A 14285-nucleotide genomic window follows, 5' to 3' on the forward strand; every position below is an offset into this window, starting at 1 on the left:
AATGATCAAACATTTAGCTCCATAACTGAATTACAATAATAAGAAAGATATAACCGAGCACCGAATTAGGATAGGAGTGAGTAGTATGGAGACAGCAAATGAAAGCATGATATCTCTTCAAGATTCTGTGTTAGATGTACATATTAGTGAAGCTGGTTATGAGGCAGGGCAGTCTACGATCCGAAACATCCATATTCATGTGTCATCAGGTGAGTTGGTGGGCATCATTGGCCCAAACGGAGCGGGTAAAAGTACCACGATTAAGACGATGTTAGGTCTACTTGAACATGCCAATTATGAGGTGAGGATTGGGGGAAAGGGGCGTTACGCGTATATTCCGGAACAGCCTGTATTTTACGAATATATGACGCTGTGGGAACATCTTGATCTGGCTGCTGCTGCATATGAAATGGAAGAGGATATATTCATTACTAGAGCAGAAGAGCTGCTGGTTCGATTCGGCATGGATCATGTTCGAGATGATCTGCCCGCCAGCTTCTCCAAAGGCATGCGTCAGAAAATGATGCTGATGATCGGATTTCTCTCCTCCCCGGATGTATATATTGTAGACGAGCCCTTCATTGGTTTAGATCCGCGTGCGACGAAGGATTTCCTGAAGCTACTGGACGAGGAACGCTTGCGGGGTGCAGGGGTTCTGATGTCGACACATGTGTTAGATACGGCGGAGCGGATATGTGATCGTTTTATCCTCATCCATGCAGGACACTCGGCTGCAGAAGGAACACTAGATGAGATTCGGGCTGTGGCAGAGCTGCCAGAAGCATCGTTATTTGACTGTTTTGACATACTGACTTCCTGATACCAAGGATGGAGAGGAGCTGATAGAGGTGGAGGAAGCAGCCAAATCTAGGCGATATACACCTTTAAGATTATATAGACGTAGGCACAAAGAGCATCTCAGAGAACAATGGAAGAACCTAAAGCTTGTGGTTGATTGGACCGTATGGTTATACCTGCTAATCCCGGGTGTGCTCTATCTAATTGGATGGTATGTCAGTCTGTGGAGCAAGCCTTTGCCGCTCTGGGCTTCTAATACACCCCTGACATTATTAACACTGATCATCGAAATCGTGATGTTGACGGGTGGTGTGCTTCTTTTTGTGGAAGAGGCCGATGTATTATTTCTAAAATCGCAGAAGCGTTGGATGCAAACCCTGATGTGTCAGGGGATGTACCGAGCGTATACACTCCATATAGGCAAAATGTTGATCGTTACTGCTCTAACCGCACCGCTATGGTACCGGGTATATGGCATGTCCGTTGCTGAGATCCTGCTTCTAAGCATCTGGTTTGGTACGGTTGCTTCGTTACAAGTCATTGCATTACATATGATCAAAGTTCGTTATAACGGATGGCGGCGCGGGATACGAATCATTCCTCTAGCGGTGGCAATGGGTATCATTTTTATCACAGTCACCTCATCCATTCATGCGCAAATTGGTTCTTTATTCATCGCATTGGTATGTGCAATCCTGCTGATCATTCTGCTCGGTCGTATCCGACTACAGATGCAAGGAACCTTTGAAGGTGATGTACGCGAGGACTTGCGAGCAAGGGTGAAATTAACAGCTATCATGATTAGTCAGGCCGTCAATAAACCGAAAGCTCCGCGTACCAAAACGATGATATTTCGCAAACCGCGCAAACTATTACGCCATCGTTCTATTGCGAACCGTACCGCAGAAATAGCATACAAAGCCTTTTTTCGCGAATCATCGACGTTGAAATTGTACTTCCAGATGGGTAGTTTATCGATTGCTGCTGTAGCTCTGCCTCCTTTCCCTGTGAATGTCATCGTATGTGGGCTGTTAATTATTATGCTGACAGTTATGTTTTATCGTTCATGGGATCACTTTGCTACTTCGGATTATGTACAACTGGTCTCATATGATTCAGATGCATTGCATCGGGCAGGGCTGATGATGGTACGGATGCTCTTTGTGCCGATTGGCATTCTTATGGGTTTAGCGCTTGGATTAACCTGGCTGGGATGGATGGCAAGTATACTTACCGCGGTGGGTGTCGTGGCAAGTGGGCTATTCGTTTTATCCGTGGCAGGGTGGATACGACTGACTCGCAGTAACTAAGTCATCTCTTCCTTACAAGAACCGCATATCAGGCTGAATATCTGACCATGCTATAGGAGATATATCTTATTAGTGGAAGATAAGACAAGCCAAACGTAAGGAGGAAAAAGATGATGATGAGTGATGGTGAAATTCAAGTGCAGTTTGCAGACCCTAATGCATTGCTTGCCGCACAAGCAACACTGAATGAGCTTGGTTATAAGCCTTATCAATCCGGGCCTCTCGAACTGTACATTCCTACGGATCGTCAAGATCCTCAGTCGGCTGTAGAGATTGTACAATCTCATGGGGGAAGCGCCGTATTTGCTTCTGCAGCAGATGCTGCTAACGCATTTCAGGAATTCTCAATTCCAGCACATATGGTGAATGAGGATTGGAGTGAAGGGTACGCAACTGGATTACAGGAGAGTCCTTCTGGACAGACTCAGCATAACCGAGATAACGATCCTACATTTGATGATTCAGTAGATGGATTCTCAGGCAGTGTGAAGGCCTAAAACGATGTCAAAATAAAAAAAATGAACTGAGCGACGAAATAACGCCTAACCGACTCATTATATCTCGAATCCGAGGAAATGAGAGCGAATAGCGTGTTCAGATTCATTCAATATAAAGCTAAAGGGGCTGTCACTCGTCATATTCATGACGTTGGACAGCCCCTTTAGGTTGTTTTGCGTGTAGCTCATTCGTTCATTTCATTAGATAGATCTATGATTTAAAGATCTTCAGCATCGGCTTACTGTAGCTCGTTAGGCACGAGCGTGTTTGTATTCAGCCGCATGCATACCAGCCGTGTAGCCTGTAGAGAAGGCAGCCGTGATATTATAACCGCCGGTGTAACCATGAATGTCCAGAACCTCACCGCAAAAGAATAGTCCAGGCAGTAGCTTGGATTCCATCGTTTTAGGGTATATCTCCTTTAAGTGGACTCCGCCGCCCGTCACAAAGGCCTCTTTGAGCGAGCGAGTTCCGTCTACACGGAAGGTAAAAGATTTCATTAACCCGCATAGTGTACTAAGTGTACCTTTAGGAAAATGGTGATAGGTGAGGTCGTCGCTGATCTCAGCACGTCTCATCAGTAAAGGGATCATGCGTTCAGGAACCCATGTTTTCAAGATGTTTTTGACGGCTTTGCGGGATTCTTGTTCCAGTACCTGCTGAACCTTATTTTCCAAAGCACCAGGAGATAAATCTGGGAATAGATCAATGCTCATCATGACTTGCGGATTCCCCGATTTCATCTGAACTTTACGAATGAACTGACTGCAACGAAGTGCAATAGGGCCGGATACACCAAAATGGGTGAAAATCATATCCCCTCGATGGGAAATGACAGACTTCCCTTTGGCATCGAGAACGGAAAGTCCTACGTCTCGTAGTGATAATCCCTGTAACTCTTTGGATTGAATCCAGCTCTCACCAGAGACGATGGGCACTTCTGTTGGATATAGCTCGGTGATCGTATGCCCAGCAGATTCAGCCCATGGATAACCATCACCGGTTGATCCAGTTTGAGGTACAGACTTCCCTCCAGTGGCGATAACGACAGAGCGTCCAGGCACAGTCTCCCCAGAAGCTAGCTTTACACCCTGAACCTGTTGACCATTATGAATAAGTTCTTTCACGGGTTCTTTGGTACGAATTTTTACACCGAGGGAGACGATTTTCCCTACTAAGGCATCAACGACCGTTTTGGCTTTGTCTGTTACAGGAAACATTCTTCCATTATCCTCTTCTTTGAGGGCAATTCCAAGATTCTCAAAAAAGCGCATAATGCCCTGATTGTCCAAATTTTGAAAAGAACTATATAAAAAGCGCCCATTGCCGGGAATATGCCCGATCAATTCATCTGTTTCCTTCGCGTTGGTCACATTACAGCGACCCCCACCAGAGATACCCAGCTTGCGCCCCAGTTGGTCGCCTTTATCCAGCAGAAGCACAGAAGCTCCATGCTCAGCAGCGGCAACGGAGGCCATCAGACCAGCAGACCCGCCACCGATTACGATTACATCATACATACAATAATTACCTTCTTTTTATATTGATTTTGTACAACCCATCTGCCATCTATCTACAGTGGAATTGCATACAGCCAGATATAGATTTAGATGACCTAGTTTATCTATATCTTGTGCCTAGAATGTTAAACATCGAATCATGCAGGATTATGCCTAAATGGTTCAGTTTTTTGACCATTCATGGTGTATTTCAAGTTCTATTATGCAGTTTTAAGGGATATATTGTAATATACTGTCGCCTATGTTTTAATCAGAAATAATGAGGGAATGTACAGGCGAGGAGGGAGATGGCATAGTGGTTGCTTTGAAAGACATTCTTTTACAAATGCTGCTGGCAGGTGCAGCAGTATTCCTAATTCCCTTATTTCATCTTGGGCTCATCAAGCAAACGATGACCAAGCTCGAACGTACCGGAATGATGCAGATCGGTCTTGCAATTACCAGCGCGTTAAGCATGCTGCTCTGTTTGCTCTTTGCTCTACATGCCAATATTGGAAATATTCCAATCTCCTTAAGTATTGTACCTCTTACACTTGCCATATTATACTGCAAACCCGCAATTGGCTTGACGTTATCCATTCTTCATTTATTATACTACTGCCTCTTTGCGCATTCCTATAATCTGTACGGATTTCTAGTTCAAACAGGTATTCTTCTCTATCCTATTGTATGGTTGTCAGCAGGACGATTCAAGCATTATACACGTACTCGCAAAATGACGATGGTCATCTCCATAACGGCAACAGGGCTAGTTGTAGCCAGTGTACTGTGCATTCTGCTGATAGACAGCAATTCTTCGTTACCCCTTTTTCCAAGTATATTGATTACACTAGGTTATACGCTAGGCGCCATTATGGTAGCAGCCTGCAGCGTCCTTTGGATTGAACATATGAAGCATTACCGTGGTCTCGAACATCACTTATCAGAAGTCCATCATCAGTACATATCGGAAACGGAACAACTTCATCAGATTCTCAACGCTGTGCCCTTATCCATTGCTACTGTAGATAAACAAGGAAATGTGAAATTCGTCAACGATACGATGGAACAGACCGCGAAGGAACAGCTCCCGTGTACCACAACGCCAGACCTAATCGGCCACCCAGCCAGTCAATTTGTAGAACAAGCTCAGGCTGACAAAATGGAGAGAAGCATTCACAAAGCCCTTGTTCATGGTGAAGTCGATGGATTAACAGTACGTTACGGTTCCCATGTATTTCAATCAAGAACGGTACCCATTTACGCATTTTCGACCGACCAGTCTAGAGAGGTCACTGGAGCAATGCTAATTATTCAGGATATTACTGAACTAGAGATGCTGCGAAGTGAGCTGGACAATGTAGACCGTTTGAGTTTAGTGGGACAGATGGCGGCGAGCATTACGCACGAAGTTCGGAATCCAATGGCGGTTGTACGTGGCTTCCTTCAATTAATGCAGGAGAAGAGTCCTGATACGCTGGATCACTATTATCGCATTGTGCTGGAGGAGCTGGATCGGGCGAACAGCATTATTAATGACTTTCTGTCGCTTGCTCAAGATCGTATTGCCGAGAAAGAGGAATATCAGCTACATGATATCATCCATGAACTCAGTCCGTTATTGTGGGCGGATGCGAATCTGAGAGGTCAGAGCATCGAGCTTATGTTAGCGCATAATGTACCGAAGTTACATTTGAATTCCAAAGAAATTAAGCAGGTTGTGCTTAATCTGGCTCGCAATGGGATGGAAGCGATGTGTGAGAAGGGGGTATTAACCCTAGAAACCCGTGTTGTGGATGATAAGGTAGAGCTTTGTGTACGGGATACGGGCTTAGGCATACCACAAGCAGCTCAGGAAAAGCTATTTGAACCGTTCTACACGACAAAAGCAAAAGGCACGGGGCTAGGGTTATCGATGTGTTTGAGTATTGTTGAACGGCATAATGGAACGATTACTGTTGAATCGGAAGAAGGCAAAGGAACGACCTTTAAAGTTGCATTTGAACGATAAGAGGAATCAATTTCATAACTCACTAAAATAGATTTACGAAACTAAATATAGACAAATTAAACCGTTTTGATCTATATCTAGCCTTGATTGAAGCAGCTAAAGGTATTATGAAATTGATTAAGCTATCAGCATATTTTGCCAAGAGAAGAGACATACTACAGATGGAGCAAGCCTTCCCGCAGGTCGTGTCTGAACCTTGCTTTCATTGCATAGCGATGTATAATAGGAATAGCACATCATGGAAACCGTTTTTGTATTGACGGAGAACATGTGAATGTGATTCTATGGTCTTTAATTTTCTCGACAATAATAGAATAATCATTTTTAAGGAGTGAAACGAATGTCTATGTCATTTGATCAATACATGAAAGATATGGTTCAACCGATGCGGGATGAACTGACTCGCCTGGGTATTCAAGAATTGCGTACACCGGAGGAAGTCGAAGCAAGTCTGCCAGATGCCAAAGGTACAGCACTGGTCGTAATCAACTCGGTATGTGGATGTGCTGCAGGTCAGTGCCGTCCAGGAGTTGCTCAAGCATTGCAAAATGATCTTACACCAGATCACTTGTATACTGTATTTGCTGGACAAGATAAAGAAGCTACAGCGAAAGCTCGTGAGTTTTTTGCACCATATCCACCGTCCTCCCCATCCATCGCACTGATGAAAGACGGAGAACTCGTTCACTTCATCGAGCGTCACCAAGTTGAAGATCGTTCCGCGGAGGAAATTGCTGCTGAGCTTACCAGCGTGTTTGATCGTTACTGCCGTTAATCAGCTCATAAAGCGCCCCGCCCTTCGGATGACCGATGCCGGGGCGTTTCATTTTGAGTAGATAAGGTTATTGAACCATTCGAACCTTTCAAGTGGAACATCAAATTTCATTCTTTAGAAACGGGGTGTGATGAACGATGAGTTTGCAACAACAGATCATCGCTGAATTGAAGGTTAAACCAAGTATTAATCTGGAAGAGGAAGTACGCACACGTGTGGATTTCCTGAAAACGTATGTGAAAAATTCCGGCACCAAAGGATTGTTAATTGCAATTAGTGGCGGTATTGATAGTGCTGTAGCGGCAGCGCTTTGCAAAAAAGCAACGGACGAGCTGACAGCGGAGAATAATCAAGAGTACAAAACGCTCGGCGTATTCCAGCCTTATGGCGAACAACAGGATATCGCTGACAGCTACGCGGTAGCCAAAGCGTTTGACCTGAAACATGTGGTGGAAACCAATATCGAGGATGCGGTTAACGAGATCGCACTTGAGGTAGAGCAAGGCTTCAAATCCATGGGCAGCCCACGTCATATGACGCACCAAGGCAAAGGCAACGTAAAAGCAAGAACACGTATGGTCATGCAATATGCGCTTGCTTTTGAAGAGAGCTTACTTGTAGTGGGTACAGACCATGCTTCGGAAGCTATCACAGGCTTCTATACTAAATGGGGCGATGGCGCGGTGGATATTACGCCACTTAGCACCTTGAACAAACGCCAAGTACGTCAACTCGCTGCGCATCTGGGTGTTCCACAAGAGATTCTGGACAAGGCACCATCCGCAGGACTATGGGAAGGCCAGACCGATGAGACGGAGCTGGGCATCTCTTATGAAGCGAACAGTGATTACCTGGAAGGCAAGCAGATTGATCCTGCTGCACAGGAGAAGCTTGAGGCGTTCTATACACGCACACATCACAAACGTAATGCCATCCCTGGCATCTAATAGAAGTTTGCGTATATCAAGTTTAAAGTTTAAGTAACGCTCTAACGATAAGATGTGTTACGTTTCTTCATGATGTTAATCGTTAAGCTTGTTAATCTAAGCCAAATCAAAGAAGACTCTGTTTCCACCATATACGTGGTTACAGAGTCTTTTTGTGGTGTTTCCTCGTTTATAAAAATACAATTATCATGAAATTCGGTTACTTCGAATGACTCCATTCATCGATCTGCCGAAGAGTTTCGGATATCGCTTGTTCAAGTTGCGGCGTTGTTTCTTGGAATGGATGTACGGTGTTGAAGGTATGGGTGCCTCCCGGAATCTGGAGCCACGGAATATCGTGACGGGCTTGTACCAACGTGGATGAGCCTTCACGAAGGCGTGCACTGTCTTCTGTCCCTTGAATGAGCGCGACGGGGAGTGTGGATTGGGTCAGACGTTCAATGATGTCATACCTTGACTTGTGTTGGTCGAGGTCATCCAGAATAGACACGTCCAGAGGCATCTGTTGTCCGGTTCTTCCATTCGTAACGTAGCTACGGCCGTGAGTACGCATTTCTTCTTTTTGCTCAGCAGTGAATAGGTCTAGGTTGGTTACGCCGTTCCATGAGCATACACCTGCGATCTGTTCAGGGTGATCTAACGCGTAGACAAGACTCACCCCAGCACCGCGGCTATGTCCAACCAGATATATAGGCATATTGCCAAGCTCAGGCTGCTTAGAGACATATTCCAGTACGGTAGCTAGATCACTGAGTTCCTGGCTATATGTGTTTACGGCGAACTTCTCAAGCTCGGTAAATTGCTGCAAATCTTCCCCTATACCATTATGAGAGAAATTAAAGGTAAGGACATGATAGTTTTCACTTAATTGGGAAGCAGCATAAGGGAACATGCCCCAGTCTTTGAAGCCTTTATATCCATGGACGACAATGATGATACCTTGAGCCGATTGACGGGCAAGAAACGTATCCCCGCGAATAACGGAACTGTCGCCTGTCGGTAGTTCAAACGCTGTAGACATGTAGCATTCCTCCTACGTATATTTAGTGGCTAATACTGCATTGAGTCATTCATTTGTGTATAGCGATATTAAACTAAATGGAACGCGAACGCATTTGTTCTCCAAATGCTCGTTGGTAATTATTTTATCATACGGATTATAAACGGATATACTCGCATCTAGGTTCTCCTCCTGCTACAATAGAATACGTGTTCGGATGTACCTTAAACTTTTAGATGTAATCTCCTTGGATGGAGAGATAGATTAGGGTAGCTGTTCGTCGAATTAGGTTACAGTAGCGAAGCGAAGTGAATACTTTAATATTTGGGCAACCTTTTATTGTATAAATGATTAAGCGGGTGAATCTTGATGATCGTTGGAATCGGAAATGATGTGCTGGAAATTGCACGGATGCATAAGCTAATGTCTGGGCGACATGCCGAGTCATTCATGGAGAGAATTCTGACCCCGGCGGAACGGGAAATTGCGAATCAGCGGGGAAAACGGTTGATTGAATTTGTGTCAGGACGATTCGCTGCCAAAGAGGCAATATCCAAAGCATTCGGTTGTGGTATTGGCGGTACGATGAGCTTTACCGATATTGAAGTGCTGCCTGATAGCAAAGGAAAGCCGGTAGCAACTTTATCTGCTCAGGCTTGGGAGCGCCTTGGTCTGCCCGCCGAGGATCGATATATGATTCATCTGAGCATCACGCATCAGACAGAGCTTGCGGCGGCATTTGCCGTGGTGGAGCGTATGGATTAAGAGAAGTAGTGTGAAAAGAGTAGTAAGGGAATCAGGAGAGGACGGGAACATGGGTTTAATTGAACAAAAGCAACATTTCAGTGTAAATCTGCTGGACTGGTATATGATCAATAGACGGGATTTACCTTGGCGTCGCCACAACAATCCTTATTTTACGTGGGTATCCGAAATTATGCTTCAGCAGACACGGGTGGATACTGTGATTCCATATTTCAATCGGTTTATTGGCAATTTTCCGACAGTACAAGCCTTGGCTGAAGCACCCGAAGAAGATGTCCTTAAGAACTGGGAGGGTCTGGGCTATTATTCTCGTGCACGTAACTTACAGGCGGCGGCTAGGCAAGTTATGGAGCTGCACGGGGGAGAAATTCCTCAAAATAAACAGGCTGTGTTTGCGTTAAAAGGGGTTGGCCCCTACACGGCTGGGGCCATTCTTAGCATTGCCTTCAACCAACCGCAGCCTGCGGTGGATGGCAATGTTATGCGGGTACTGTCCCGATACTTCCTCATTGATGAGGACATTATGAAGGGCAGCACCCGTGTTCTTATGGAAGAGCTCGCAGGAGAGCTCATTCCAGAAGGGCGAGCGCGTGATTTCAACCAGGCGCTCATGGAGCTTGGCGCGCTGGTGTGTACACCCAAAGCGCCGCATTGCCTAACTTGCCCAGTGATGGAGCAATGTTCAGGCCGTATCGCCGGCAGGGAGCTTACGCTGCCGGTCAAAACCAAGGCGAAGCCGCCGCGCCCTGAGCAGCGGCTGGTCGCCATTGTGGAAGGCCGCGGCGCACATCGCGGCCGTGTGCTTGTGCGTCAGCGCCCGGAGAGCGGCCTATTGGCCCGGATGTGGGAGCTGCCGCATGTACTAGCGGAGCCGCCTGCCAAAGCTGGCAAGAAGGCGGCGCCGCTGGCGGATGAGCCGGCGATGGCGCTGCTCGCCGGCAGTCTGTGGGCGGAGGGCTTCGCTGCCCGCCCAGAAGGGCTGGCTACTCATGCGGAGCATGTGTTCAGCCATATCGTTTGGCAACTGCAGGTGTACAAGTGCACCGAGCAGAGCCAGAGCAGTGAGCTTCCGCTGATTGCGGCGGAAGCGAGAGCCGCCTACGATGCACAGGCGGCAGCCAAGGATACCGTTGCTACAGATCCTGATGGGCAATCGGCATCCACATTTACATCCACATCCTCAACAACATCAGATCAGGCAGAACGAAGAATGCTACCAGATGATGTAGAGGTTCAAGACAATGCTTCTCAGACCTATATTGGTAAAGGCGATCAGCTAACATATCGCTGGATAGGGCCTGAAGATATGGACAAGATGGCATTCCCGAATATCTTCTTGAAGCTGCTTAGCAGTTATTTTGCTGGCGTGTATGATGATAGTAACGAGTAATGAAGAGTAATAACGAGTAATAAAGAGTAATAAAGAGTAATAAAGAGTGAATGGGGCTACACCTTACTCTTTGACGTAATAGGAAAAGCGCAGAGCACATCCAAGCGGACGGAAACATTCATGTGCCCGGGAGAGGGGATTTTTCATACATGGATGGTGGAAGAGGCGGTCAGGTATGTACAGGTATTGTACCGGAAGAGTAACAATGGCTTATTCCATATTCAAGGTTAACTGTCCGTTTGGATTGTGTAAGAGTGTAGTCGAGCAGGAGTGTTAACGAATAGTACTACCGAATGTACTACCGAAAGTACTAACGAAAGTACTACGGAATGTACTATGGTATGTACTTCCGAGAGTAATCTCAAAAGTATGAACAAAAGAACTACCAGGAGTACTACAAGAAGTACTACCAATAGTGGCTAACGAATCCGAAAGAGCTTATTATGGCGATAAACCTAAAATATAAGTTTTAACGAATCTGATGGAGCTAGAATAAAAAGTGGACACCCAATAACGGACAGAAGGATAATAAGGCTAACGGAGGTGTGTCCACATGGGAGAACAGCGGCAACGATACAATGAAGAATTTAAGAAACAAACGGTAAAATTTATCCAAGAACAGACCAAGACACTCGGAGACTTGGCAGAAGAACTCAACATTCCAAAAAGTACATTACACCAGTGGATGGGCAAGTATCGCGAACTTAAACATGAGCCCGTAGCTAGCGTAGATCGAGTGAAAGAACTGGAAGCAGAGCTTAAAGAAATGCGCCGGTTACTTCAAGAGAAAGAGCATACGCTTGCGGACACGCAAGAGGAACTGGCTATTGTAAAAAAAGCAGTGCACATCTTCAGCAAACCAAAGAGCTAAGGTTTCAGTTTCTGGAAAACCATCGCTCCCTGTTTTCTTTGGAGAAGATGTGCACTCTGTTACACGTGTCACGGAGCGGATATTACAAGTGGCGGATGGATCGAACAAGTAAACAGCAGCACCGGAGAACTGAGATCATGAAGCGTATTCGATTTCATTTCTACGACCACCAGAAGCGGTGTGGAAGTCCGAAAATTACGTATGCGCTCCATCTGGAAGGATACAGAATCTCTTCCCGTACCGTCAGTATATACATGCGTCAAATGAATCTTCGTTCCGTGCACACTCCTCGGTATCGTGTCCAAACGACGGATTCTAACCATCATCATCCCATTGCACCAAATACGCTGAACCAGCAATTTCAAACGTCCAAACCGAACACCGTATGGGTCACCGATATCACCTACATTCCCTGCCGAGGAGGCCGGTTATATCTCGCCAGTGTTCTGGATTTATGTACGCGTGAAATTGTAGGCTGGCGTCTGTACAACCATATGGAAACGAGTCTGGTGCTAGGTGCATTGAATGATGCTTACCGGGCCAAACGCCCCGCTCCAGGACTGCTACATCACTCGGATCGTGGCTCGCAGTACACGTCAAAAGAATACGTGGAGCAACTGAAATCGTATGGTATGGAGCTCAGTATGAGCCGCCGAGGAAACTGTTACGATAACGCATGTATCGAGTCTTGGCACAGTATTTTGAAGAAAGAACTCATTCACTGTAACCCTCGTTTTAAGAATCCAGAAGAGGCTTATAACACCATTTACCAGTACATTGAGTTCTATTACAACCGCAAGCGAATGCATGGTGCGCTAGGTTATCTTTCCCCTGCTCGTTTTGCGAAGAAATTTACGGACAAATCCGTCGCGTAAGTGTCTACTTTCTTGACATAGGTCCATGAATGACGCTATTTAAGCTGAAACGGTTAAAAACGGCGAAGGTCAAGTCCATATTTGGGATAATAGCGTGCCTAGGGTTCCTTAGATTCTCTGTGGTATGAAATATAGAAAGATAGCGTGTCCTCAGTTCGTTAGATTAAACACTGTTAGATGGAACACTAGAGAATAATCTGTGACCCGCGCACAGTTTGTGTCATGACGCAGGGGACAGAGCTATCGGGAAGCCTTCGTAGAGGATTAATAAACGGGTTTCGCACCTTAGTTAAACACATGAAAGCTATTATATAGAACTTAAGCTAGCGAAATTGTTAACCTTCGGCATGTTGACGAGCATCATCATCCGGTTCGATGATCTCGCTACCGCCAGAGATGAACAACATACCTGTGCTTTTCCTAAATCATGACCACCCGTCCACGGGTGGTTTTTTGTTTCCTTTCATTTTCTTACGTTTCACGCACTCAACTGGCCAAAGTCCTAACAAAAAAAGAGCCTTACTCGGTCATCAGACCAAGTCGGGCTCTTTTTTTATCGGATGAAACATCTATTTAGGATGAAGCATCTGTTTAGATGAGACGTATTTAAGTGAAACAAACTTATTTCGCAGCAGCGTAACGTTTGTTTACTTCATCCCAGTTGATTACATTCCAGAAAGCGCCAATGTAGTCAGGGCGTTTGTTTTGGTATTTCAGGTAGTAAGCGTGCTCCCATACGTCCAGACCCAATACTGGAGTCAGACCTTCGAAGAGTGGGCTGTCTTGGTTAGGCGTGCTAGTGATGGACAATTTGCCATCTTTGCCTACAACGAGCCAAGCCCAACCGGAACCGAAACGAGTTGTAGCTGCTTTAGCAAAATCTTCTTTGAATTTGTCAAAGCCACCCAGTTCGCTGTCGATTGCAGCTGCGATGTCGCCAGTTGGAGCGCCGCCGCCGTTAGGTCCGATGATTTCCCAGAACAAGCTATGGTTAGCATGTCCACCACCATTGTTGCGAACCGCTGTGCGGATGCTTTCAGGTACGCTATCCAGGTTAGCAATCAGATCTTCCAAGCTTTTTTCTTGCAGTTCAGGAGCGCTTTCCAGAGCTGCGTTCAAGTTAGTTACGTAAGTATTGTGATGGCGATCGTGGTGGATTTCCATCGTTTGTGCATCGATATGTGGTTCCAGTGCGTCGTTAGCGTAAGGAAGTGCCGGTAGTTGAAAAGCCATAGTGAAAAACCTCCTGATATTTTATGATTTTTGGTAATTCAGCACTTTGCATCCGTTCGATTCGAATCCTTCCAGGGCATGACATGGATAAGAAACGTACCCATCCACATCTTGCAGAAGTGGCTCGTCCGAATAAAATGCAAATTGCTCAGGTACATATGTATTAATACCCTTGCCACTAATATTAAACCGCATTCGGGCTAATTAAGCAACATTTTTGTTTATTAAGTCCCCCGGGGCGTTGATCTATTAATGGGTCAGAGATAACAAACATATTTTACCCTTTTTGAATATATTTATGTGAAATATTCTT

General features: G+C 45.6%; 13 protein-coding genes. 10 read left to right on the forward strand and 3 right to left on the reverse strand.

The annotated features are described in order from the left end of the window. Window positions 1–85 precede the first annotated feature (85 nt). The 3 genes from V6W81_RS03195 to V6W81_RS03205 all read left to right on the forward strand — a co-directional run bounded on the left by V6W81_RS03195 (window position 86) and on the right by V6W81_RS03205 (window position 2605). On the forward strand, window positions 86–820 hold the full coding sequence (locus V6W81_RS03195) for an ABC transporter ATP-binding protein (protein ID WP_338541525.1): 735 nt from the start codon (window positions 86–88) through the stop codon (window positions 818–820). A gap of 28 nt (window positions 821–848) precedes the next feature. Continuing rightward, entirely contained in the window at window positions 849–2108 is a 1260-nt protein-coding gene (locus tag V6W81_RS03200; RefSeq protein WP_338541526.1) for an ABC transporter permease, read from the forward strand. 110 nt (window positions 2109–2218) lie between these two features. Further along, window positions 2219–2605 (forward strand): hypothetical protein, encoded by a 387-nt coding sequence (locus tag V6W81_RS03205; RefSeq protein WP_145052254.1) that lies wholly within the window; start codon window positions 2219–2221, stop codon window positions 2603–2605. Window positions 2606–2857: 252 nt separating this feature from the next. Here V6W81_RS03205 and V6W81_RS03210 read toward each other — a convergent pair whose 3' ends face one another. Continuing rightward, on the reverse strand, window positions 2858–4126 hold the full coding sequence (locus tag V6W81_RS03210; protein WP_338541527.1) for an NAD(P)/FAD-dependent oxidoreductase: 1269 nt from the start codon (window positions 4124–4126) through the stop codon (window positions 2858–2860). 295 nt (window positions 4127–4421) lie between these two features. Between V6W81_RS03210 and V6W81_RS03215 the strand changes: the two genes are divergently transcribed. From V6W81_RS03215 to nadE, 3 genes are all read left to right on the forward strand, one after another. After that, window positions 4422–6116, forward strand: a complete 1695-nt coding sequence (locus V6W81_RS03215; RefSeq protein WP_338541528.1) for a two-component system sensor histidine kinase NtrB — start codon at window positions 4422–4424, stop codon at window positions 6114–6116. A gap of 340 nt (window positions 6117–6456) precedes the next feature. Beyond that, the gene (locus V6W81_RS03220) at window positions 6457–6891 is read left to right on the forward strand and encodes a BrxA/BrxB family bacilliredoxin (RefSeq protein WP_056697197.1); all 435 of its coding nucleotides are present in this window, start codon (window positions 6457–6459) and stop codon (window positions 6889–6891) included. A 137-nt stretch (window positions 6892–7028) separates the two neighbouring features. Then, the gene (nadE, locus tag V6W81_RS03225; RefSeq protein ID WP_145052263.1) at window positions 7029–7838 is read left to right on the forward strand and encodes an ammonia-dependent NAD(+) synthetase; all 810 of its coding nucleotides are present in this window, start codon (window positions 7029–7031) and stop codon (window positions 7836–7838) included. Window positions 7839–8037: 199 nt separating this feature from the next. Here nadE and V6W81_RS03230 read toward each other — a convergent pair whose 3' ends face one another. Then, window positions 8038–8859 carry an alpha/beta hydrolase family protein gene (locus V6W81_RS03230; RefSeq protein ID WP_338541529.1) on the reverse strand — a complete coding sequence of 274 codons (822 nt, stop codon included), beginning with the start codon at window positions 8857–8859 and terminating at the stop codon, window positions 8038–8040. A gap of 348 nt (window positions 8860–9207) precedes the next feature. On the opposite strand from V6W81_RS03230, the gene acpS reads away from it, so the two are divergent. From acpS to V6W81_RS03250, 4 genes are all read left to right on the forward strand, one after another. Continuing rightward, window positions 9208–9603 (forward strand): holo-ACP synthase, encoded by a 396-nt coding sequence (acpS, locus tag V6W81_RS03235; protein ID WP_338543927.1) that lies wholly within the window; start codon window positions 9208–9210, stop codon window positions 9601–9603. 49 nt (window positions 9604–9652) lie between these two features. Further along, entirely contained in the window at window positions 9653–10993 is a 1341-nt protein-coding gene (mutY, locus tag V6W81_RS03240) for an A/G-specific adenine glycosylase (RefSeq protein ID WP_338541530.1), read from the forward strand. Window positions 10994–11546: 553 nt separating this feature from the next. Then, a complete protein-coding gene (locus tag V6W81_RS03245) occupies window positions 11547–11864 on the forward strand; it encodes a transposase (RefSeq protein WP_111270792.1) in 318 nt (105 codons plus the stop codon). Between the two features lie 11 nt (window positions 11865–11875). Next, window positions 11876–12739 carry an IS3 family transposase gene (locus V6W81_RS03250; RefSeq protein ID WP_338543928.1) on the forward strand — a complete coding sequence of 288 codons (864 nt, stop codon included), beginning with the start codon at window positions 11876–11878 and terminating at the stop codon, window positions 12737–12739. Window positions 12740–13360: 621 nt separating this feature from the next. Here V6W81_RS03250 and V6W81_RS03255 read toward each other — a convergent pair. Beyond that, the gene (locus V6W81_RS03255) at window positions 13361–13972 is read right to left on the reverse strand and encodes a superoxide dismutase (protein WP_056697187.1); all 612 of its coding nucleotides are present in this window, start codon (window positions 13970–13972) and stop codon (window positions 13361–13363) included. Window positions 13973–14285 lie beyond the last annotated feature (313 nt).

Source organism: Paenibacillus tundrae (assembly GCF_036884255.1).
In the GTDB taxonomy this organism is placed as follows: Bacteria; Bacillota; Bacilli; order Paenibacillales; family Paenibacillaceae; genus Paenibacillus.